At 62.6% G+C, this 22367-nt stretch carries 18 protein-coding genes; 6 read left to right on the top strand and 12 right to left on the bottom strand.

The window, feature by feature from the left end:
* Positions 1 to 178: 178 nt before the first annotated feature.
* Positions 179 to 928 carry a FadR/GntR family transcriptional regulator gene (locus tag E1956_RS39880; protein ID WP_134758805.1) on the top strand — a complete coding sequence of 250 codons (750 nt, stop codon included), beginning with the start codon at positions 179 to 181 and terminating at the stop codon, positions 926 to 928.
* Positions 929 to 931: 3 nt separating this feature from the next.
* On the opposite strand, the gene E1956_RS39875 is transcribed toward E1956_RS39880, so the two are convergent.
* The gene (locus E1956_RS39875) at positions 932 to 1702 is read right to left on the bottom strand and encodes an alpha/beta hydrolase (RefSeq protein ID WP_134758804.1); all 771 of its coding nucleotides are present in this window, start codon (positions 1700 to 1702) and stop codon (positions 932 to 934) included.
* Positions 1703 to 1908: 206 nt separating this feature from the next.
* On the opposite strand from E1956_RS39875, the gene E1956_RS39870 reads away from it, so the two are divergent.
* Entirely contained in the window at positions 1909 to 2478 is a 570-nt protein-coding gene (locus E1956_RS39870) for a TetR/AcrR family transcriptional regulator (RefSeq protein ID WP_232072230.1), read from the top strand.
* A 119-nt stretch (positions 2479 to 2597) separates the two neighbouring features.
* Here the strand turns inward: E1956_RS39870 and lhpH are convergent, their stop codons facing one another.
* The 11 genes from lhpH to E1956_RS39815 form a co-directional block, all read right to left on the bottom strand.
* On the bottom strand, positions 2598 to 3605 hold the full coding sequence (gene lhpH / locus E1956_RS39865; RefSeq protein WP_134758802.1) for a trans-3-hydroxy-L-proline dehydratase: 1008 nt from the start codon (positions 3603 to 3605) through the stop codon (positions 2598 to 2600).
* A 30-nt stretch (positions 3606 to 3635) separates the two neighbouring features.
* Positions 3636 to 4754 carry a branched-chain amino acid ABC transporter substrate-binding protein gene (locus E1956_RS39860; protein WP_134758801.1) on the bottom strand — a complete coding sequence of 373 codons (1119 nt, stop codon included), beginning with the start codon at positions 4752 to 4754 and terminating at the stop codon, positions 3636 to 3638.
* 285 nt (positions 4755 to 5039) lie between these two features.
* Complete coding sequence (locus E1956_RS39855) at positions 5040 to 7283, bottom strand: NADP-dependent isocitrate dehydrogenase (protein ID WP_134758800.1); 2244 nt, start codon at positions 7281 to 7283, stop codon at positions 5040 to 5042.
* A 1249-nt stretch (positions 7284 to 8532) separates the two neighbouring features.
* Positions 8533 to 9981 (bottom strand): coniferyl aldehyde dehydrogenase, encoded by a 1449-nt coding sequence (locus tag E1956_RS39850; RefSeq protein WP_232072228.1) that lies wholly within the window; start codon positions 9979 to 9981, stop codon positions 8533 to 8535.
* A gap of 85 nt (positions 9982 to 10066) precedes the next feature.
* The gene (locus E1956_RS39845) at positions 10067 to 10567 is read right to left on the bottom strand and encodes a c-type cytochrome (RefSeq protein ID WP_232072226.1); all 501 of its coding nucleotides are present in this window, start codon (positions 10565 to 10567) and stop codon (positions 10067 to 10069) included.
* Positions 10564 to 11025, bottom strand: coding sequence for a c-type cytochrome (locus tag E1956_RS39840; RefSeq protein WP_197733026.1), 462 nt, complete (start codon positions 11023 to 11025; stop codon positions 10564 to 10566). The genes E1956_RS39845 and E1956_RS39840 overlap by 4 nt, the downstream gene beginning before the upstream one ends.
* A 17-nt stretch (positions 11026 to 11042) precedes the next feature.
* Positions 11043 to 11564 carry a methylamine dehydrogenase light chain gene (locus E1956_RS39835; protein ID WP_134758798.1) on the bottom strand — a complete coding sequence of 174 codons (522 nt, stop codon included), beginning with the start codon at positions 11562 to 11564 and terminating at the stop codon, positions 11043 to 11045.
* 38 nt (positions 11565 to 11602) lie between these two features.
* A complete protein-coding gene (gene mauD, locus E1956_RS39830; protein WP_134758797.1) occupies positions 11603 to 12208 on the bottom strand; it encodes a methylamine dehydrogenase accessory protein MauD in 606 nt (201 codons plus the stop codon).
* Positions 12205 to 12768 (bottom strand): MauE/DoxX family redox-associated membrane protein, encoded by a 564-nt coding sequence (locus E1956_RS39825; RefSeq protein ID WP_134758796.1) that lies wholly within the window; start codon positions 12766 to 12768, stop codon positions 12205 to 12207. The genes mauD and E1956_RS39825 overlap by 4 nt, the downstream gene beginning before the upstream one ends.
* Positions 12769 to 12775: 7 nt before the next feature.
* Positions 12776 to 13921, bottom strand: a complete 1146-nt coding sequence (locus E1956_RS39820; protein WP_134758795.1) for an amine dehydrogenase large subunit — start codon at positions 13919 to 13921, stop codon at positions 12776 to 12778.
* Between the two features lie 137 nt (positions 13922 to 14058).
* Positions 14059 to 15006: a helix-turn-helix domain-containing protein gene (locus E1956_RS39815; protein WP_134758794.1), complete on the bottom strand. Its 948-nt coding sequence runs from the start codon at positions 15004 to 15006 to the stop codon at positions 14059 to 14061.
* 524 nt (positions 15007 to 15530) lie between these two features.
* Between E1956_RS39815 and E1956_RS39810 the strand changes: the two genes are divergently transcribed.
* From E1956_RS39810 to E1956_RS39795, 4 genes are all read left to right on the top strand, one after another.
* Positions 15531 to 16892 carry a DUF1329 domain-containing protein gene (locus E1956_RS39810; RefSeq protein WP_134758793.1) on the top strand — a complete coding sequence of 454 codons (1362 nt, stop codon included), beginning with the start codon at positions 15531 to 15533 and terminating at the stop codon, positions 16890 to 16892.
* A gap of 77 nt (positions 16893 to 16969) precedes the next feature.
* Complete coding sequence (locus tag E1956_RS39805) at positions 16970 to 18799, top strand: DUF1302 domain-containing protein (RefSeq protein ID WP_134758792.1); 1830 nt, start codon at positions 16970 to 16972, stop codon at positions 18797 to 18799.
* Positions 18800 to 18863: 64 nt separating this feature from the next.
* Positions 18864 to 21224 carry an efflux RND transporter permease subunit gene (locus E1956_RS39800; protein ID WP_134758791.1) on the top strand — a complete coding sequence of 787 codons (2361 nt, stop codon included), beginning with the start codon at positions 18864 to 18866 and terminating at the stop codon, positions 21222 to 21224.
* Between the two features lie 17 nt (positions 21225 to 21241).
* Positions 21242 to 22207 (top strand): WD40/YVTN/BNR-like repeat-containing protein, encoded by a 966-nt coding sequence (locus tag E1956_RS39795; RefSeq protein WP_134758790.1) that lies wholly within the window; start codon positions 21242 to 21244, stop codon positions 22205 to 22207.
* Positions 22208 to 22367 lie beyond the last annotated feature (160 nt).

Here is a 22367-nt window from a genome sequence, read left to right as displayed (position 1 = left end):
TTAAGTGGATTCAATTTAAACCACATTTGGCTGGTTATCAATCCATGAATCCAACATATTGACCCCATCTGGCATTCGTGTAACCCACATTGGTACGGCACCGGTCGGCGGCGGCTCCGGTGGTTTTGACAGCGCGAGTAAGTGGTATATTGGAGACCAACGTTTCGACCGATCCTCTATGGCCTCCGCACGCATCGATTTCCCCGCGAACTTCCGCCCCCTCCAGATCTACGAGCAGGTTTCCGAAAAGATCCGCGCGGAAATCCGGGCCGGCAGATACCTTCCGGAGTCGCGCCTGCCTTCCGAGCGCGAGCTGGCCGCCTTGTTCGGCGTCGGGCGCCCGGCAGTGCGCGAGGCAATCGGGGCGCTCCAGAACGAAGGCCTCGTGCTCACGCGCCGAAATTCCGGCACCTATGTCTCGGCGAACGCCCCCGAGGTGCTGGCGCGGGTCAGCGCGCCGGCCGGCACGGCCGAAGCGAGTCTGATCGAGCCGGATTACAGCCCCTCGGCCACGCTGGACGTGCGCCTGATTCTGGAGCCCGCCATCGCGCGCCGGGCGGCGGCCCACAAGAAGCGCGATGCGCTCGCGGAGCACTATCTCGCGCAGATGGAAACGCTCACCGATGTTTCGGACCCCGAACAGCGTGCGCTATGGAACAACAGTGACCGCCTGTTTCATCGGCAACTGGCTGTGATGACCGGCGATGCGCTGCTGGTGAAGCTCGCCCAGGAGATTGCCGACACGATGGACCAGTCCTTGTGGAAGCGTCTAAAGGACGACGGCATTTACGATCCCGCCCGCATCCGCCTCTACGTCGCGGAGCACCGGCTCATTTACGAAGCCATCGTGACCGGCGACGCAGATGCGGCCGCGTTCTACGTGGAGCAGCACATCCATCGTGTCCAGCGCGATATCGCGCCCACCTGATCGTCATTCTTTGCTGGACTGCGTAGCGGCTTGCTCGATCAGCTTGGCGATGGCAGCCGGATGCGACATGTAGGCCACGTGGCTCGAATCGATCTCGACCGTCTTGCTGCCCGCGCGCTGGGTCATGAAGCGCTCCAGGTCGGGATTGATCGCGCGGTCGGCCGTTGCGACGACCGCCCAGCTCGGCTTGGTTCTCCACGCGGCGTGCGTGATCGGCACTCCGAACGATTGTGCGGCGGGCGTCACCTGCGAAATGGCCATGAAGCTGGCTTCGGAGGCGGGCAAGTCGGCGGCGAAATCCGCGTGGAAATCGGCCGGGTCGATGTACAGATGGCCGTCGGCGGTCGCCTTGATGGCCTTGGTGGCGGGCGGCATCTTCTTGGTCAGCTCGAGCGGCGTTTCGCCCGTGTCCGGCTGGAATGCCGCCACGTAGACGAGGCCCGCGACCTTGTCGTCGTTGCCGGCCTCGGTCACCACCGCGCCGCCGTAGCTGTGGCCGACGAGGATGCTCGGGCCGTCCTGCGCATCGATCACGCGGGTGGTGGCCTTCACGTCGTCGCCGAACGAGGTTTCCGGCTCCTGCACGACGGAAACCTTGTAGCCGTCACGCGTGAGGATCTTCGAAACCGCCTGCCAGCCCGAGCCATCGGCGAAATAACCGTGGACGAGGACGATGTTCTTGACCGGCGCGGCCGTGGCGGCCTGCGAGCCGAGCGCGGCGGCGGAAAGGGCGAGGGCGGCGGCGATGCGGGTGAGGTATGAGGAAGTCTTCATTTTCGTGCTCCAGTGAGTGAGGTAACTGAGGAACCGACAGGGGATGACCTGTTCGATGTAGCCATCCTACTAGTAGGATGGCTGAGATGCAAGAAGATTTTTGCGACTCTCCATGAGGTCTCGTTCCACGGTAGACTAGCGATGAATCAACCGACTAGATGGTAGGCAAAATGACGGCAACTGGGGACATAACAGCAAACAGGATCGTGGCAGCGGGACGGCAGCTCATCATGCGTCGCGGCTATAGCGGGTTTAGCTATGCGGACATCGCGGAAGCGATCGAGATTCGCAAGGCGAGCATTCACCATCACTTCCCCGCCAAAACCGATCTCGTGATCGCCGTGCTGGACGAGTGGCGGGAAGCACTCGATGCCGACGTCGAGGCCCTTCAGGCGAGCGGCGCCGACGCGCTTGCGCAGTTGCACGCCTACATCGGCCATTGGGAGCGCTGCATTGCGGACGACACGGCGCCGTTCTGCGTAGCGGGCATGCTGGGCGCCGAGCTTCCTTCGCTGCCCGAGGAGGTGGCGCAGGCGGTGAAAATGTTCTTCGATACCCTGACTTCGTGGATTGAGAAGGTGCTCGAGTCGGGCGTGAAGGACGGCCTCATCAAGCTGGGTTCGTCGGCGCGAACCGAGGCTGCAACGCTGGTGTCGGTGGTCTATGGCGCCATGCTGGCCGCGCGGGTGCAGGGCAACGTCGCGCTATTCAAGGACGTGACCGAGAGCGCCGTGGAGCGGCTGGTGAAGCCGCACAAGCGCACGCGGTCCGCCTGATGTTTGGAGAGGCGCATCGCCGTTCCGCATGCGTCTTTCCGGAAATCCTCGATGAATAAAAAAGCGCACGCCGGATAACCCGGCGTGCGCTGCAAGTCCCAGGTACGGGGAGAATGGCTTTAACGCACGAGGAAGCCGTAGGTGAGCGGATCGCGCTCGTCGATGATCCACTGCGCGAACCCGCAGATAAAGGCCTCGCCCTCGACTTCGGGAATCACGGCGGGAATGCCGTTGACTGACGTCTCGCGCAGAACCCTGCCCTTGAATATCGTGCCGACGATGGACTCGTTCACAAGCGTTTCGCCCGCCTTGAGCTGGCCGCGCTGATAGAGCTGCGCCACGCGTCCGCCGGTTCCCGAGCCCGTGGGCGAGCGGTCGACTTCGCGATCGGCGAACACGCAGCAATTGGCCTGGGTCGAACCTTCATGGCGCGGCTGGTTGGCAATGATCGTCCCGTAGATGTGATTGATCTCGGGAATCTCCGGATGCTGCACCGGAAAGGCCTTGTTGGCCGCTTCCTTGACCTCGGCGCCGAAACGGATGAGCTGCTCGACCGCCGATTCGCGCACCGGCAGATCGAAAGGCGCGCCGTCGACGTAGAAGTAGAACGCGCCGCCGTAGGCGATATCGCCCGTGACCTTGCCGAAGCTCGGCGTTTCCACTGTCACGTCACGCTTCCAGAGGAACGACGGCACGTTCACGAAGCGCACGCTGCCGGCGTGCTCGCCATCCCACTTGACGAAGGCCTCGATAAAGCCGCACGGCGCGTCGATGCCCACGCGCGTTTCGGGCACGGTCCGTTGCACCCAGCCCAGCTCGACAGCGGCCGTGGACAAGGCGATGACGCCATGGCCGCAGTGGTCGCTATAGCCTTCGTTGTGCAGAAAGATCACGCCGAAGTCGGCGCCCGGCGAGACGGGCTCGGTGAGATAGCCGCCATACATGTCCGCATGGCCGCGCGGCTCGAACATCAACGCGCGGCGGATCTCGTCGGCGTTTTCTTTGAGCCACGCGCGGCGCTGGACGATGGTGTCGCCGGGCATGCGCGGCAGGCCGCTCGTGACGATGCGGAAGGCCTCGCCGCCGGTGTGAACTTCGACGGTCGAAATGGTGCGTGTCGGCTTCATGAGAATCGAATGACCAGGCTGATGGATGAGTTACTGGGCATACGGCACGGGCAGGCCGTTGCGAATGACATAAACCGTCGTTGGCGCGCCTGTGAGATCGCCCTTCGCGTCAAACGAATAGGTGCCCGCGACGCCCTTGTAATGTTCTTTGGACAACTGATCGATGAGCTTTTCCTTGTCCGTGGTCGTGCCGGCCTTGACCATCGCGTCGGCCAGCATCTTCACGCCGTCGTAGTAGTTCACCGCATACACCTGGGTGTCCATATGGTAGGCGTCGTGGTATTTCTTCAGGAATTCACGGCCTTCGGGCGTCTTGTCCAGCGCCACGCCCCCTTGCGCGCAGTACACGATGGAGGCCGCATCGCCCGCGACTTTGCCCATGTCGGCCGAGCAAATGCCGTCGCCGCCGAGCAGCTTGGCGCGCAGGCCGCGCTGGCGCATCTGCTTGGCCATGGGCGCGCCCTGCGCGGCATAGCCGCCGAAGAAGATCACATCGGGATTTTCGGCCTTGATGGTGGTGAGGATGCCAAGGAAGTCGGTCGCCTGCGAATTCGTGAACTGATGGTCCACGATCTTCAGGTTATTGGCTTTCGCGACATCTTCGAATTGCTGCGCCACGCCCTGGCCATAGGCCGTTCTGTCGTCGATGATGGCGGCCGTTTTCGCGTGCAGCGTCTTGGCCGCGAATTCGGCCATCGTGCCGCCCAACTGCTCGTCGCTCGCGCCGATACGGAAGATGTTCTTGAAGCCCTGCTGGGTCAGCGCGGGATTGGACGCAACCGGGAGGATCGGGATATTGGCATTGTGATAGACGCGCGATGCCGGGATCGCTACGCCGGAGTTGTAGGGGCCGATGACGGCGACCACGCCCTTGTCGACGAGATTCTGGGCAACCTGCACGCCCACCTTGGGATCGGCCTGGTCGTCCTGCGAATCCAGTTTGAACGTGACCGCCTTGCCCGCGACGGTAACGTGCTGCGCGTTCAGCTCGTTGATCGCGAGGCGCGCGCCATTCTCATTGTCCTTGCCGTTGGCTGCCTGCGGACCCGTCAGCGGCGCGGAATGCCCGATGACGACGACTTCCTGCGCGTGCGCCGCGATAGCGCCCAATGCCGAGGCGGCGACCACAGCGGTAATGAATTGACGCATGACCGGTCTCCCAAAATTGGTTTTGGAGAAACCAATGTATTTCAGTGGTGGTGCGATAGCAAGCACTTTTAAAAAAGAGCGCTGCCAGTGGTCCTGGGAAAACCAGATGGAGGCCGGTGAGTTGGGCGGGCACACGGTGCTCCCCGATATTTTCCGGCGCCCCAAAACAAAACCGCCCTTGCAGCGGCTTACGCTGCAAGGGCGGTTTTCAGGAGGCGAGGCGCCTCGTGCCGAACGAGGCCGGGCAGGGCAGACCCCGCTCGGCCTCTCGACTTTGCGCGAGGCTTACTTCGCCACGGCTTCGAGTGCGGCGTTGAACGTCTTGCTCGGGCGCATGACTTCGGCGAGCTTCGCGAAGTCCGGCTTGTAGTAGCCGCCGATATCGACCGGCTTGCCCTGCACCGCGGCGAGCTCGCCGACGATGGTCTTCTCGTTCTCGGCCAGCGTCTTCGCGAGCGGGGCGAACTGAGCTGCGAGTTCCGCGTCGTCCTTCTGTGCGGCCAGCTCTTGCGCCCAGTACATCGCGAGGTAGAACTGGCTGCCGCGGTTGTCCAGCTCGCCGGTCTTCGGCGACGGGCCCTTGTTGTTGTCGAGCAGCTTGCCGGTGGCGGCGTCGAGCGTCTTCGCGAGCAGCTTGGCGCGCGCGTTGTTCGTCTTGATGCCGAGGTCTTCGAGCGAGACGGCCAGCGCGAGGAATTCGCCGAGCGAGTCCCAGCGCAGGTGGTCTTCCTGCACGAGCTGCTGCACGTGCTTTGGCGCCGAGCCGCCCGCGCCCGTTTCGTACATGCCGCCGCCGGCCATCAGCGGAACGATCGAGAGCATCTTCGCGCTCGTGCCCAGCTCCATGATCGGGAACAGGTCGGTCAGGTAGTCGCGCAGGATGTTGCCCGTGACCGAGATCGTGTCCAGACCGCGGATCACGCGCTCGAGCGAGTAACGCATCGCGCGGACTTGCGACATGATGTGCAGTTCGAGGCCGCTCGTGTCGTAGTCCTTCAGGTACGCCTCGACCTTCTTGATCAGCTCGTTTTCGTGCGGACGATACGGGTCGAGCCAGAACACGGCCGGCATGCCCGAGTTGCGCGCGCGCGTGACGGCGAGCTTGACCCAGTCGCGGATCGGCGCGTCCTTCACGAGGCACATGCGCCAGATGTCGCCTTGCTCGACTTCCTGCGTGAGCGCTTCGATGACTTCGCCGCTGGCGTTGTCGACGATGCGCGCCGTGCCGTCTTGCGGGATCTCGTAGGTCTTGTCGTGCGAGCCGTACTCTTCGGCCTTCTGCGCCATCAGGCCGACGTTGGGCACAGTGCCCATCGTGCGCGGATCGAATGCGCCGTTGGTCTTGCAGAAGTTGATGATTTCCTGGTAGATGCGCGCGAACGTGCTTTCCGGAATCAGACACTTCGTGTCGGCCGGGCGGCCGTCGGCGCCCCACATCTTGCCGCCGGCGCGGATCATCGCGGGCATCGAGGCGTCGACGATCACGTCGTTCGGCGCGTGCAGGTTCGAGATGCCCTTGGCCGAGTCGACCATCGCGAGCGACGGACGGTGCTCATGGCACGCGTGCAGGTCGCGGATCACTTCTTCGCGCTTCGATTCCGGCAGCGCTTCGATCTTCGTGTACAGATCGACCATGCCGTTGTTGACGTTCACGCCGAGCTCTTCGAAGAGCTTCGCGTGCTTCTCGAACGCGTCCTTGTAGAACACCTTGACGGCGTGGCCGAACACGATGGGGTGCGAAACCTTCATCATGGTGGCCTTCACGTGCAGAGAGAGCATGACGCCGGTCTTGCGCGCGTCTTCCATCTGCTCTTCGTAGAACGCGAGCAGCGCCTTCTTGCTCATGAACATGCTGTCGACGATCTCGCCGGCTTGCAGCTTGACCTTCGGCTTCAGCACGATGGTTTCGCCGCCCTTCGTGACGAGCTCCATGCGGACTTCACGATCCTTGTCGTTCGTGATCGACTTTTCGCCGTGATAGAAGTCGCCGTGCTTCATGTGAGCCACGTGCGTGCGCGAAGCCATGCTCCACTCGCCCATGCTGTGCGGGTGCTTCTTCGCGTAGTTCTTGACCGCGAGCGGCGCGCGGCGGTCCGAATTGCCTTCGCGCAGCACCGGGTTCACGGCGGAGCCGAGGCACTTCGAGTAGCGCTTTTGAATCGCTTTCTCTTCGTCGGTCTTCGGGTCTTCGGGGAAGTCGGGAACCTTGTAGCCCTTGCCCTGCAGTTCCTTGATCGCGGCAACGAGTTGCGGAACCGACGCGCTGATGTTCGGCAGCTTGATGATGTTCGTTTCCGGGAGCTGCGTGAGGCGACCCAGCTCGGCCAGATTGTCCGGCACGCGTTGATCTTCGCTCAGGAACTCGGGGAATTCGCCCAGGATGCGGCCCGCAACGGAGATATCGCTGGTCTCGACGTTCACGCCGGCCGGCGCAGCGAAGGTGCGGATGATCGGCAGAAACGAGCTGGTGGCGAGCAGCGGCGCTTCATCGGTCAGGGTATAGATGATGGTGGGTTGCTGGGTACTCATCGGCTTCTTGGCGGGGTTCAAAAACGGGGTGAAAACACCACCGGCTGCGCGCAGTCGGCGAAACACCTGGATTTTGCCTCAATTTGAGGAGGCCTGGGTGCTTACTGTCCATCAATTTCATAATGTGGGATGCTGTTGCGGGAACTTGTTTGGGGAAGACGCCGGGCGGTTTGGCCCGGATCGGGCGGCCGTGCGATGAAAACGTTGCCATGCCGGAAGCCCGCCGTGTAAGGGCTTGCGGGGTGATGCGGGGGATCTTTCCGCTCTGGCGCGGTTTTCTTGACTAGGGTCTTGATTGCTTGTCAATCTGGTAAAGACCCTTATAAGTCGCGGCGTGAATCGTGCAGTCTTATAGAAGAATTTTTTGCCGGCAGGGGCCGTTGTCGGGCTGTTTTTGTTTGTGCCGCGGCTAGCGCGGTTGGGGTTCAATTCGTCGTGAACTCGCGTGCGACCTCTTACGGCGTCATTCCGGTCTGGGCGCCGTTGCCGTTAAGATTCGGGTTTGTTTGGGGCCTGGCGGCGCTGGCCTTAACTTGTATTCGCGGCGGGCCGCAGGCGTTGCCCCTGTGCGGGGCGGCACCTACTTTTCTTTGCCGCGGCAAAGAAAAGTAGGCAAAAGAAAGCCGCTCAAACCGCCAGTGTGACGCCGTCCACCACTGCCCTGTATTTCGGAGCGGCTCCGGGGCATCCGTCACCTCGCACACTCCGCCTTAGTGACAAGGCGCTCATCCTTCCCACCACGCGCTTCGCGCGGGCGGAAGGGTCTGCAAGGAAAACCGGGTGGGCGGGCCGGCGATTGCGCTAGGGGTGTCACCCGGTAAATGCGCGGCGTTGCTGACCGGTAAATGCGCTGGGATGCTAACCGGTAAATGCGCTGGGGTGCTAACCGGTGAGTGCACGGGCGTGCTAGCTGGCGAATGCGTGGCAACCCGCCGAGCGAATATATTTGAGCGCAGCAAATGCGTGTCCATCCCACTGGTTTTGGATATGCCCCACGGCGCGCGCAGCGCCGCCGGATGAATGAGTCCTTAGTCACTCCGGGTGACGGCGAGTGATGACAGACGCTCCGGAGCCGCTCCGATATACAGGGCAGTGGTGGACGGCGTCACACTAGCGGTGTGAGCCGCTTTCTTTTGCCTACTTTTCTTTGCGGCTGCAAAGAAAAGTAGGTGCCGCCCCGCACAGGGGCAACGCTTGCGGCCCGCCGCGAAAACAAGTTAAGGCCAATAAAAGGCCGAGGAAATCACCCTCACATCACCTTCCGCAACAAGGCACCAACCCACTCAGTAACCCGCCCATAGGGCGGATAAAGCAAAGAAGTAGCATTAACCCGGCTCTGATAAAAAACCGGCTTCAGATGCGAAAACGCATCAAACCCACATTTACCGTGATAAGCGCCCATGCCGCTCGCACCAATCCCACCGAACGGCAGCGAATCGCACGCCACGTGCCAGAGCGTGTCATTGACGGTCACGCCGCCGGAGCTCGTCTGCTCCAGCACCCTGTCGCGCTCACACGTATCGTTCGTAAATAAATAAAGCGCCAATGGACGGTCACGCTGGTTGATCCGCTCGATAGCCTCGTCAATCGTGTCGTAAGTCAAAACCGGCAGAATCGGCCCAAAAATCTCTTCCTGCATGACGCGCGCATCGTCATCGGGCGAAACAACGAGCGTAAAGGGGATCCTCCTCGCCGTCGCCGCCGTCTCGGCCGCTCGCGCACCGATCTGAACGACGCGGCTACCTGACCCGCGAGCCTCCTCGATCATATGAATCAGGCGACCATAGTGGTGAGGACTGACAATGGACGTGTAGTCCGCATTCTCGAGGACATCCGGATAGAGGCGCAATGCCGCGTCCTGTGCCGCTTGAATGAAGTGATCGAGTTGCTCGCGCGGAACCAGTGCATAGTCGGGCGAGACGCAAATCTGCCCAGCATTGAGCAGCTTGCCGAACACAATACGCTGAGCGGCGGTTTCCACGTTCGCGTGCTTGCCGAGCAGGGCCGGCGATTTCCCGCCCAATTCAAGCGTTACCGGCGTCAGGTTTCGCGCCGCAGCTTGCGCGACATGGCGGCCAACCGACGTCGAGCCCGTGAACAGCAAATGATCGAATGGCAGCGCCGAGAATGCAGCAGCCTCGTCGCGGCCGCCTTCAATCGTGCAGACCTGCGCGGGATCGAATGCCTCGGCCAGTGTCTCGCCGATCAGCGCAGACGTCCTGGGCGTGAGTTCACTGGGCTTGAGCATGACGCGATTGCCCGCCGCGAGCGCGGCCGCGAGCCCAGTAAAGGTCAAGTAGACGGGGAAGTTCCACGGGCTGATCACGCCGACCACGCCGCGAGGCTGCGGCAGCAGCCGTGCCCGGGCGGGCAGCAGATGGCGCCGCACGCCAACCGGCCGCGGCTTCATCCATCGCCCCACATGCCGGCGAATGTCCTTGATGTCGCCAATCGTCATGCCGACGTCGAGCATCATCGATTCATGCCGCGAACGATGACCAAAGTCCTCATTGATCGCCGACGCAAAGGCGTCGTCGTATTGCTCCAGGATTCGCAGCAGCTTCGCAAGACTCTCCTGGCGTTGGGCGAGCGTGGGCGCAGGATTGGCCCGAAAGGCCCGAAGTTGCCGCGTGAACGCTTCATGAATGGCCGTGCCCGCAGTCGTGGGACATTCGGCTTGCATGGCTCCGGAATTCATAAGTTATCCTATTATTTAATAGAGGAGGAGAATTCCAGGTCTTGTTGGGCTGCGAGGCGCGTCGGCAGTCCCGGAATTCAACGTGTCAATAGTGTTCAGCGATGCCGGTGATGCCTTGCTCGTGCAACTGCTTAATGAGCGCGGCCCGCTTGACGGCCACATTGGCCAGCGCGGGACGGCGATGTGCCGCGATTTCCGCCGCCGTATACGGCTTGAAGTCCGCAGGCAACTCGGCGGCGTTCCTGGTCGTCAGCAGCCAGTTCAACACGTCGGCCAGCTCCTGGTCGGACAGTGCCGAATTTGATGAGCCAGGCACCCGCATCACATACTCGCGGCCGTCGGGCACATGCTCGAAGTAGCCGAGCGAGTTTGCGAGTGGCGGGACCTTGCCGGGCACGCCCTTCGCGTTTGTGGTGTGGCAGCCCATGCAATTCTGGATCCAATGCTGTTCAACCAGCGAAAACTGCCCGGCCGCGGCCGGCACGGTGCATAGCGCCAGCGAGGTCGCGACACCGACACCATAGGCGATCTGCACGATGCGCATGCGCTGGATGTACCGCGCGTGCTGGGCGGCCGGCCGGCTCATAAGCCGAGACTCTTCGTCAACACGGCGCGGCTCGCGTGAACGGCGCTGGCGTCGAGTTTTCTGTCCCGTGCAGCCTTCAACTCGGCTGCGGTGAACGGCTTCGCGTTGCCGTGCTTCGAATTGAGGTCGAACACGACATAGTTCAGGACTTCCGCAAGCTCCTCGTCGGACAGGCTCGCAAAACTCGGCATCTTGAAGTTGTAGGTCTTGTCTTGCACGGCGATCTCGCCGTACATGCCGTTCAGCACGGTTGCGGTCAATTGCTGGCGGCCGTCCGGGGTGGCAGCGTAGCGGCCGGGGTAGCGGGTCAACGGCGGCGCGAGCCCGTCCTGGCCCTTGCCGCCTGCCTGGTGGCAGACCGCGCAACGCGCGCCGAACGTGCTTTGCCCGGCGGTGTAGTGCACGGTTTGTCCGAACGATGCACTCGCTGTGATCGCGAGCGCCATCGCGCTCATCATCCTGATCGTCTTCGCTTTCATTGTTTCGCCGCTCCCAGCAGGACCGATACGGAGCAGTGGTAATTCGAGTTGCTGCTTGCCATGCACCAGTTGATGTCGTTGTTGAGGGAAAGTTTGTATAGCGGTCTTTCGCGTTCGTTGCGGTTGCAGAAGCAGTTGCTGCATGAAGTCTTGCCGCAGCAGTCGTTGTACGAAACGATATAGTCCGACCCATCATGCGGATTGCGGCAGGTGCCGATCCAGGTGATCGGCGAAGCGGTCGTGCCGGGCGGGCAGCTGCTAGAAGTGCCGCCGCAGCAACTGCAGAGGAAGCCGTCGATTGCGCAGTACTTCCAGTAGTCGCAGCTCATCGGGTCGTCGCTGACGCCCGCTTTCGCGTTCGTGACGGGCGCGGCGTTCGCGGTGCGGTCTACCGGCAGGAGCGGCGCGAGTGCCGAGCCCACCAGCGCCTTGCCGAGCGTAGCCATTGCGCTACGGCGCGAGGTGCGGCTGGCGACGCTTCGCGCTGAGCGCTCGAACCACAAGTCAAACAGAGCCATGCGTTCATTCTCCGGTTTTAAGGCATTAAGTCGTGGCGTTACGCGTGCTGTTCGCCGTGCACGTACTGCTGCAACGAGGCGACGCCGCGCTCCTTCGCTTCGAACAGACTCTCGAGATGCTCGCGGGAGTTGACGAGGCCCTTTGCACGAACCTTGCCGGTTTCGTCGAGCAGGACCGCATAAGGCAGCTTGCCGATCTGGTAAGCCATGCCCAGCTCCTGCGACAGCACGTATGGGAACTCACCAAGACGATGCTTCTCTGCAAAGCGCGTGTGCTCGGCCACGTCGCCATCGCTCGCCAGCACGACGTTGAGCGGCGTGCGCTCGCTTGCCTGAATCGAGGAAAGGAGCGGCAGCAGCTTCTTGCAGACCGGGCAGGTTGGCGACAGAAAGAACAGCAGCGTGGATTTGCCCGTGGCATCGACGCCGCCGACTTTGACCGGGCGGCTGTGAATGTCGCCGAGCTCGAACGCGGGTGCGAGGGCGCCCACTGCAGGCCCTTTGTCGATCATCAGCGCGCCCACCGGCAGGATGCGCTCGTAGAGAATGCCCACTTGTCGAACGAGGGCTACGCAGATTGCGCCGAGCGCCAGCACGGCGGCCCACAGCAGGACGAGGGAAACGGTCAGTGCGGTTTGCATCATGAATTCCTCAAATGATTGAGTCGCGGTGTATTGGCAAGCAGACCGTCGAAAACGGTCAGGCCACAAACGGTGAGCAGTACGGAGAAAGTCAGCGTGAGGTAGTCCACCCAGACGATTGCTCGCGCGGCGGGCGCGATGAATGCGGTGGCGGCGAGCGCCGCGATGGCCAAAACGCGTGCGACGTGCAGCCAGCCAATTCGATTCGTTACAGCTTGTGGCGCAGCATCCGGCGCGGCAAAGCCGTGGCAGCCGCAATCGATATCGGTATGCCCGCGCACGATGTTGATGGCGAGCGCCGTGGCAAATGTCGACAGCAGCAAAACCAGCGTGGCGGCGCCAACCGTGCGCCAGTCAGGTAACAGCAGCGCGATGGCGCCTAGCGTTTCGACGACCACGATGGCGAACGCCACCGGCGTGACGAGCACCTCGGGCAGCAATTGATACTGCGCCACGGCTTGACGAAACATGGCCGGCCGCCGCCATTTGGGCAGGGCGCCAAGCAGCACCGTAACGGCTGCGCCCGATTGCGTGGCGCTCGCGAGAACAGGATCGATCAGCATGACGGCCTCACGGGTTGACGAGCATGAGCGGCGTGCTGCCCAGACGGGGTTCGACGTGCCGGAGCTTGCCGGATTGCGCGTCGATCACCGCGAGAGCCGCAGTCGCGGTCAGCCCGTAAAAGAGCGGCTTTTCGTCTTGACTGACCTGAATCGATAGAACGGGGTCGATCTTCATCTGCGCAAGATTCCAGCGGGCGATGCGTTTGTGCGTGTTCAAATCGAACACCCAAATCTCACTTGCCGGGTCCTTATGCGAGCCATCGGCTCCCTGGTGCATGGCAACGTAAAACCGATGCGTTTTTTCCTGTACCGCCGTCTGCTGCACACCACCCGGGCGCCAGCCCTGGGCGCGTTCGGCGTCGGTGACCAGTGACCATGGCGTGCCGAAGACCGCCTTGTCGCCGCGGAAATCGGCGCTGCGCACCATGCCGTGAAAACTGGTGAAGAGATAAGTGCCTTGATAACGCGCGGCATTGGCAAAAACGGGATCGTGCTCGACATCGATAAACGGCTCGGACATCGAGCGTTTGATTTCCTTGCCGTGAGCGTCGAGCGTGAACGTGAGCGCCTTGCCGCTTTCGCAGAGCGACGTGAATTTATTGTTGCCGCTCGGCAAAGCGAGCACGCAGGCGGCAGTGTCGATTTCGCTCAGCACCTTCTTCGCCTGGACATCGACGACGCTAACCGATGTCGATGGCGTGATGTTGGTCACGTAGAGCAGCTTGCCGTCGCTGCTGAACACCGTATTCCACGGCGATGGCATCATCTGCGCGTGCTTGGGCGGGATCACGATTTCGCCGGCCAGCGAGAGGGTGGCGTTATCGGTGAGCTCCACGACGTCCGTGCGGGCGCCATGCGAGCCGCGCGAGAAGTACGTCGTCGCGGTGTAGCTCGTTCGGTGGTCGGGAGAGATGGCGAAGCCGGCTGCGTAGCCCGTGTCGATCTGTCCGAGCAACTTGCTGGCGTCCGCATCGTATACGTGCACGCGGCCGTCGGTCATCGACGTCAAGGCGCCGTCAACGACGAATATTTCGTGAGGATGCCATACAGGCATCTTCTGTACCGTCAACTCCTCGGGCTGTTCAGCGGCGTGCGCATGGCAAGCCAGCGCGAGTACGGCTGACGCGACCGCGGTCCTTCGGCTCAGTGTCATGTCCTCTCCAGTGTCGATTCACGATATGGAGGGACTGTATTACGACGCTATGGGCGGGCATTAGCCCAAATCGGCACGCCGCGAAGGGCGCACGCGAAGTGCGTTCGAGCAGCGCGTTGGAGCAGGCGGCCGGCAGTTCAGGTGCTGCCGAAGCGAGGGGTGCGAGAGGGGAGTTCCCCGAACAGATTCCGGTAGTCGCGGGAAAAATGGCTCAAATGAAAGAATCCCCAACGAGCGGCGGCATCGCCTATCGTCAACGCTTCGGGGGTGGTCGAGCGCAGCAGGCGCCGCACGCCGGCAAGGCGCACGGAGCGCAGATAGGTCAAGGGCGACTGTCCGGTGACCTGCAGGAAGCTCTTTTGCAGTGTGCGCCGGCACACGCGCAATTCACTGCACAGATCGAGCACGGAAATCGGCTGCTGCGTGTTGTTCAGTGCAATGTCCTGGCTGCGCTTGACGATCTCGCTATAGGTGAGCCGCGTCACGTCGCAGCGCTTTGACCAGCTCGACTCGCCAAGGATGTCGAAGATACTGTCCAGAATGTCGTTACGCAGAGCACGGCGTGCCTCGGGATCGGCGAGGGACTGGGCGCAAGACTTCATCTCGTCGACGCGCGATTTCAGGGCAAATCGCGCGAGCGACGTGTTCGCGCCGTCGGTTTCGAATAACGGCTGCCGGCCACCGCCGCTCTCGAGTCTCAAGGGTTCCGCCAGGCGCTCGAATTCTTCTGTAGAAAGCGTGATGCCAACCAGCTCGGTATGGGCGGGCATGTGCAAGACCCAATCGCTGCCGCCGCGAACGAAGCCGATTGACGAAGCGGTGACCTCGCGACCTTGAAAGATCGGTGCCGTGACCGACTGCACCGGCCACGCGAGCGTCACCGAACCGGCCTGAACCTGCCCGCATTCCACGATTCGGCGATTGGCACTTTCAGAGAAAACGTTGAGTCCGTCGAGATCGAACTGGGCAAGCGTACTTTCGAATGCGCCTTTTTCGATCTGGAAATACGTCTGGTCGAAATTGCGCAGATTTTGTGCATGTTCGTCGGCGTCGGAGAAGCGCTGAGCAGAATAATGGCCGTTCATTTCTACACCTCGGGTGCGCCTGGTCACGCGCTACCTGCTACAGGTACTGTGGGGCGGTTCAAATGGGTCGTCTGGCGGCCTGAATCGTATCCAGAAAAAAAACCCTGCGATATCGGGTCAAGCCCGTGCACATTCGCCTGAGCGCGGTGATGAACCGGCAATCGTTGTTAGCAAATAGAAAGAAAACCGTGCCGATTGTGGCTAAAGACTCGTGCACTGCCGCCGCTATAGTCCCTCACACGCTATGAGCCCGCATGAGACCGGCCATAGCGCTGCGCTCGATTGCCGGTCGACTAGAGGAGCCGCACACGCGAGGTTTTCCTGCGGGAAACACCGCGATACGCGTTGCTATAAACATCGTACTACGAATAATTTGGCTTCGGGATGCATGAGCCGACGCTGGCCGCCTGGCGCTCCATGAAGCGGCGAGGCTTCCAGTGCGGACGGACAAAAAAAGGAACGCCCATCGCGCCAGTTCCGCGCGGCGGGCGCATGAAGCCGGGAATGGAAGGAGAGTGATGACGATGAAAAGGCAAACTATTGGAGCAGTGACGGCTATCGCGGCTGCCTTGTTGGTCGCAGCCGGAACGGCCGTTGCCGACGACCTCACGCCCGCAGGGGCCGAGCGCGCGGCCAGCCAGGATGGCCTCGTGCCCGCGTTCTCCGGCAGACAAGCGACGCCGTCCGGATGGGAGTGGGGCAAGTTTCGCGGCGACTTCTGGAAGCACAAGAACGAGAAGCCGCTTTATTCGATCGATGCGGCGAACGTCGACAAGTACGCGGACAAGCTGACGCCCGGACAGATCCAGTTGATCAAGCAGATGAAGGGCTACCGCATGGACGTCTATCCGTCACATCGCGAATGCGAGTTGCCGGAATTCGCCGAACAGAACTCGAAGGCGAATCTCACGACGGCGAAGCTCGCCTCCGACGGCCAGACGGTGCAGGCCGCGCTGCTCCCCGGCGTGGCCTTCCCGCAGCCGAAGAGCGGTGCCGAGGCGATCCTGAACTACGAGACGCGGTATCGCGGCGAGGGCATCGAGTGGTCGCCGGTGGTCACTGCCATTTCTCCGCATCCCGGCAGTGGCGACTGGATCGACGTCGTCGGGCCGCAAGCCTTTTATTTCCCGGCCGGCAAGGAAGGCAAGACTACGCCGCAGGACGTCGACCAGTTCAATCTGGGGGCCTATTTCTCGGTCGATTCGCCGGCGGCGCTGGCGGGTCAGGCTATCGTGCAGCGCCAGTACTTCGATAAGGACTCGGAAACCTACTACTACTTTCCAGGGCAGCGCCGCGTGAGGCGCATGCCGGCCTATACGCACGATGCGCCGCTGATCGGCTTCGAGAATCAGTATCTGATCGATGAAGTCAATATGTTCAACGGCTCCATCGACCGGTACAACTGGAAGCTGGTGGGCAAGAAGGAAATGATCGTTCCGTACGACGACTTCGGTATGTACGACTTCAAGGGCAAGCTGCATGACGTCGCGACACCCAATGGCGTTTCCGCTGAGCATCGTCGCTATGAGGTGCACCGCGTCTGGGTGGTGGAGGCGACGCTCAAGCCCACGGCGCGCCATGTGGCTTCGAAGAAGGTCTTCTATCTGGACGAGGACAGCTGGCTCGCGCTCGTGGGCGAGGACTATGACGCGCAGGGCAAGCTCTGGAAAGTGCGCGAGAGCTACCCCATTCCGGTCTGGGAGCTGGGCGGCACCTGCGATAACGAACCGTTCGCGCAGTACGACCTCAACAGCGGGCGTTACCTCGTCGACGGATCGTCGATTGGCCAGGGCAAGGACATTCGCTGGTATCAGCAGGTGAGCGATCCGCGCTTCAAGGCCGACTTCTTCACGGCGGAGTCGTTGAGATCGGCCAGCGAGCGCTAAGCGTTGCGACATAAATAAAAAAGGGCCGACGTGCGCAAAAGACGCGCGTCGGCATCTGAGGCGACAGAGGAGACGTGATGAAGAGGAAGGCGATTGCGCTGCAGGCTCCGGTGCTATTGGCTACGTTGGGGGCGGTGACGTCGAGTGCATACGGTTACGAGTTCACGACAGGCTTTAACGATCTCTCGGGTTCGTGGGTGAGCAACCTCACGGCGGGCGCGGGTATCCGCACCCAGAACCCGAGCTGCTCGCTCACGGGTGACCCGAACGCGTTTGGCTGTGGGGCCGCTGCCAACACCAATCAATGGGGATTCGGTGACGACGGGAATCTGAACTATCGCAAGGGCCAGCCCTTCAGCACCTATATCAGCGCGACCAGCGAGCTGCTGCTGAAGATGCCCAGCGAAGGACTCAAGTTCATGATCCGTGGCACGGGCATGTACGACTTCCTAGCGGGCGATACGAACCGCACGCCGCTCTCCAGCACCGCCGCCGCGCAGGTCGTCTACGATGCACAGCTGCTCGATCTATGGGGCGAGAAGGACTTCACGATCAACGGGCAGAACGCGCACGTGCGCCTCGGCAACCAGGTGATCAACTGGGGCGAGAGCATGTTCGCGATGGGCGGCATCAACGCCACCAACTCGCTCGACGTGCAGAAACTGCTGATTCCCGGCTCGCAACTGAAGCAGGCGCTGCTGCCCGCGCCCATGATCAGCTTCGCCGCCGATCTTTCTCATGGCTTCAGTACTGAGGATTACTATCAGTTTCAGTGGAACGGCAATCGCTATCCGCCTGTCGGTTCGTTCTGGTCCGTGTCGAACAGCCTGGGCCGTGGCACGGACCCCTATACGTTGAACAGCACGAATCTCAACGTGGCCGGCCCCAGCGCCGGCACCATCGCGGGGGCGAGCAGCGGCAACCAGAACGTGCTCAACGGCATCAACACTGGCCTCGTCAACGGTGCGTTTGCCGGGCCGCCCTTTAACGATATCGGCTTGCCTGTGAACTGGCAGGCGCCGTCGAAGTACCATCCGCAGTTCGGCATGAAGTTCAACTATTCGCCGCGCTCGTTCGATGCGAATTTCGCGGTCTATTACGAGAACTATACCGACAAGTCGCCGGTGCTCTCGTCGCTGGTCAACGGCACGCTGGACTGGTCGTATCTGCAGAACCGGCAGCTCTTTGGCGCCAGCGCGAATTTCGGCATCGGCAACTGGGCGATCGGCACCGAGCTTTCGTACCGGCCGCGCGATGCGGCAGCACTGTCGAGCTGCTATGGCGCGGGCGGCCCGCTCGACCTGAACACCAATGGTGTGCAGGGCGTCAACTGCCAGCAATGGGCCGACGAGAAGAAGTTCCAGTACGACCTCAACGGCCTGCTCGCGCTTACGCGCAGCGAGTATCCGTTCCTCAAGCTGCTGGGCGCGGACGCCGCGGCGCTGACCTGGGAACTCACCTGGATCTACTACCCCGGCCTGAGCTCGCATGGCATCACGCGCACGGTCGACGGGCAGACCGTCACGCAGGTGCCGCAGGCGGGCTATTACCCGTGGCTGAACAACAACTCGGGGCTGGGCTACCCGATTGGCATGGCGCAGGGCACCTCGAGCTCCGTGGGCGCGACCATCGACTTCAACTGGACCTATGACGGCACGCTGATCCACGGCTGGCAGGTGACGCCCGGCGTGACGTTCGCCGACGCGCTCTACGGCTACACGCCGACGCTCAGCGCGAACTACCTGCAGGGCGCGAAGTCGCTGAACCTCTATGTGCTGTTCAACCAGAACCCGGCCACCTGGCAGGCGGGCATCAACTACACGCTGTTCTGGGGCGGGCACAACACGGTCGGTCAGCCGTACGCAGAGCGAAATTTCGTCGGGATGTTTGTCACCCGGAACTTCTGATGGCGGGTTCGTTACGTCATTGAATCACCCGAAGTCACATGCAGTCACCTGAAGGGAAAATGCCGTGTTAAATCGCCTGGTCAAAAGTCTGGAGCGGTGCTTCTTCGGCCACCGCGCGGCGGTGCTCGTGAGCATCGGCCTGTTCACCGCCGTGATGGTCTTCTTCGCCGTGCAGCTGCGCATGGATGCGGGCTTCGAAAAGCAGATGCCCATTGGCCATGAATACATCCAGACCTTCCAGAAGTACCGCGCCGACCTGCTCGGCGCGAACCGCATCACCGTGGTCGTGCGCGCGCGCAAGGGCTCGATCTGGACGAAGGATGGGCTCACGCGCCTGTACAAGGTGACCCAGGCGGTCACGTATCTGCCCAACGTGGACCGTGTTGGCGTGCAGTCGCTCTGGACGTCGAACGCCTACGTCAACGAGATCACCGACGAAGGCTTTCGCGCCGAGCCGATCATCTCCGGCACGATTACCCCCGACCAGCTGACGCCCGAGGTGGTCGCGAAGATCCGCCATGCGACCACGCTGGGCGGTTATGTCGGCACGCTCGTTTCGCATGACGAAGACAGCGCGATGATCACGGCCGAGCTCAACGAGCGCGACCGCAACGGCAAGGTGCTCGACTACGTGGCATTCAACCGTCTGCTCGAAGCGCAGATCCGCAAGCCATTCGAAGACGCGGGCTATGAAATCCAGATCATCGGCTTCGCCAAGCAGATCGGCGACATCGCCGATGGCGCAACAGCCGTGCTCGGCTTCTGCGGCATCGCATTGCTGCTCACGGCGCTCGCGGTCTACTGGTACTGCCATTCGATGCGCTTCACGGTGCTGCTGATTGCGTGCTCGCTGACTTCGCTGGTCTGGCAGTTCGGCACGCTGAAGCTGCTGGGCTTCGGGCTGGATCCGCTCGCGGTGCTGGTGCCCTTCCTCGTGTTCGCGATTGGGGTTTCGCACGGCGTGCAGCAGGTGAACTACATCGTGCGCGAAATTGCGCATGGCCACAGCGCGTTCGATGCGGCGCGCCACAGCTTCAGCGGTCTGCTGATTCCGGGTGTGCTGGCGCTCGTGACGGCATTCGTCTCGTTCATCACGCTGCTGCTGATTCCGATTCCGATGGTGCGCGAGCTGGCCATCACGGCGTCGCTCGGCGTGGCCTACAAGATCGTGACGAATCTCGTGCTGCTGCCGGTCGCGGCGTCGTGCTTCAACTTCACGAAGCGCTATGCGGATAGCGCCCTGAAGCGCAGCGAACAGCGCTCGACGTGGCTGCGCGGGCTCGCGCGCATCGCCGAGCCGAAGTATGCGGGCCTCACCGTGGCATTGACGCTGGTGGTGTTCGCACTCGCGGCCTGGCAAAGCCGTGACCGCGTGATCGGCACGCTCCAGCCCGGCGCGCCCGAACTGCGAGCGGATGCGCGTTTCAACCGTGATGCCACGTCGATTGCCTCGAGCTACGACATCGGCCTCGACTGGCTCACGGTGGCGATCGAATCGACGGGCAAGGCGTGCGATAACCCCGCGGTCGGGCTGTACGAAGACGACTTCACGAGCGCGATGCGCACCGAGCCGGGCGTGGTGTCGGTGCAGTCGTACTCCGGGATGCTGCGCCGCTACAACCAGGGCTACAACGAGGACTATCCGAAGATGAATGTCGTGCCGATCGACCCGGAAAACTATGGTGCGGTATCGGTGGACACGGGCCGGGTGAAGGGCTTCATGAAAGTGGATTGCAGCATGACGGCCGTGCACCTGTTCCTGACCGATCACAAGGCCACGACGATCAACCGGATTCTCGACGACGTGAAGACGTACCGCGCAACGCATCCGTTCCCGGGCATCACGGTGCGGCTCGCCGCGGGCAATGCGGGCGTGCTGGCGGCGACCAACGAGGAGGTGGCGGCGAGCGAACTGCCGATGATGCTCTATGTCTACGCGGCGATCCTGATCCTCGTGTTCCTGGCCTACCGCGACTGGCGCGCGATGCTGGCGTGCTGCCTGCCGCTGACGGTGGCGACCTTCATCGGCTACTGGTTCATGAAGGAACTGCAGATCGGGCTCACGGTGGCCACGCTGCCGGTGATGGTGCTGGCGGTGGGCATCGGCGTGGACTACGCGTTCTATATCTACAACCGCTTGCAGGTACATCTGGCGGGTGGGCAGAGCATCGTGAAGGCGGTTCAGCACGCGATGCTCGAGGTGGGCGTGGCGACGATCTTCACCGCCATCACGCTGGCGATCGGGGTGGCGACATGGAGCTTCTCGGCGCTGAAGTTCCAGGCCGATATGGGCAAGCTGCTGGCGTTCATGTTCCTCGTGAACCTGCTGATGGCGATGACCGCGCTGCCGGCACTGGCCTCGGTGCTGGAGCGGTGGTTCCCGCGCCGCAAGCCGGCACGTGCGCCGGGCCTGTTCAGCCACTAAACATGGGAGACGCAGTCATGATCAAGACGCTTGTTGCCTGCGCCGCGTTGTGCGCGAGTGCAATTGCCCTGGCACAGCCCGAAGGAACGGTGGCGGACTGGGCGGCCAAACCCGCCCACGCATGGACGGCCCCGTCCCACATGATGCTGCTGGATGCAACGCGTGCGGGCAAGCGCATCGTCGCGGTGGGCGAGCACGGTGTGATCGTCATTTCGGATGACGAAGGAAAGACATGGCATCAGGCGCGCGAGGTGCCGGTGTCGGCCACGCTCTCGGCGGTGACGTTCACCGACGCGCAGCACGGCTGGGCAGTGGGTCAGTGGGGCGTGATACTCGCGACCCGCGACGGCGGCGAGACATGGCAGAAGCAGCGGATGGACCTCTCGGTGGACCAGCCGCTGTTCTCGGTGCTATTCACGAGCGCACAGGACGGCATTGCCGTGGGGCTGTGGTCGCTGATGCTCGCCACGCACGACGGCGGCAAAACGTGGGCCAGAGTGACGGTGCCGAAGCCGCCGGGCGCCGGCAGGGCGGATCGCAACCTGTACCACGTCTTCGCGGACAAGCAGGGCGCGCTCTATATCGACTCCGAACAGGGCATGGTGCTGAAGTCGACCGATGGCGGCGCGACCTGGAGCTATCTGGCGACGGGCGGCAAAGGCACGCTGTGGGCGGGCGTGGCGCTGCCCGATGGACGCATCGTCGTGGGCGGGCTGCTCGGCAGCCTGTACCAGAGCCAGGACGGCGGCGCGACCTGGACAGCGCTGAATGCCAACACGAAGAGCTCGATCACCGATCTAGTCGCGACCGGGAGCGGGCTACTGGGCGTTGGGCTCGATGGACTGCTGTTGAAGCAGGGTGCGGGCGCCAGGTGGTTCGAAGTCGCGCAGCGTCCGGATCGCGCGACACTCACTGCGGTCGTGATTGCAAGCGATGGAAAACCGGTTTGGTTTTCGCAGGACGGCGTGCTTGCCCCGCGTTGAACCAACTCCGGCTTGAAGCGGACTCGCACCGGCCGCCCGCGCGCTGCCGGCACGCCGTCCCGCCGCCCGCCGCCCGCCGCCCGCCGCCCGCCGCCCGCCGCCCGCCGCCCGCCGCCCGCCGCCCGACGCCCGACGCCCGACGCCCGACGCCCGACGCCCG

The sequence above is a fragment of the Paraburkholderia pallida genome, from assembly GCF_004524855.1.
Taxonomy (GTDB): domain Bacteria; phylum Pseudomonadota; class Gammaproteobacteria; order Burkholderiales; family Burkholderiaceae; genus Paraburkholderia; species Paraburkholderia oxyphila.
Note: the sequence above shows the minus strand (reverse complement) of the source record. Positions and strands in the feature narration are given on the sequence as shown.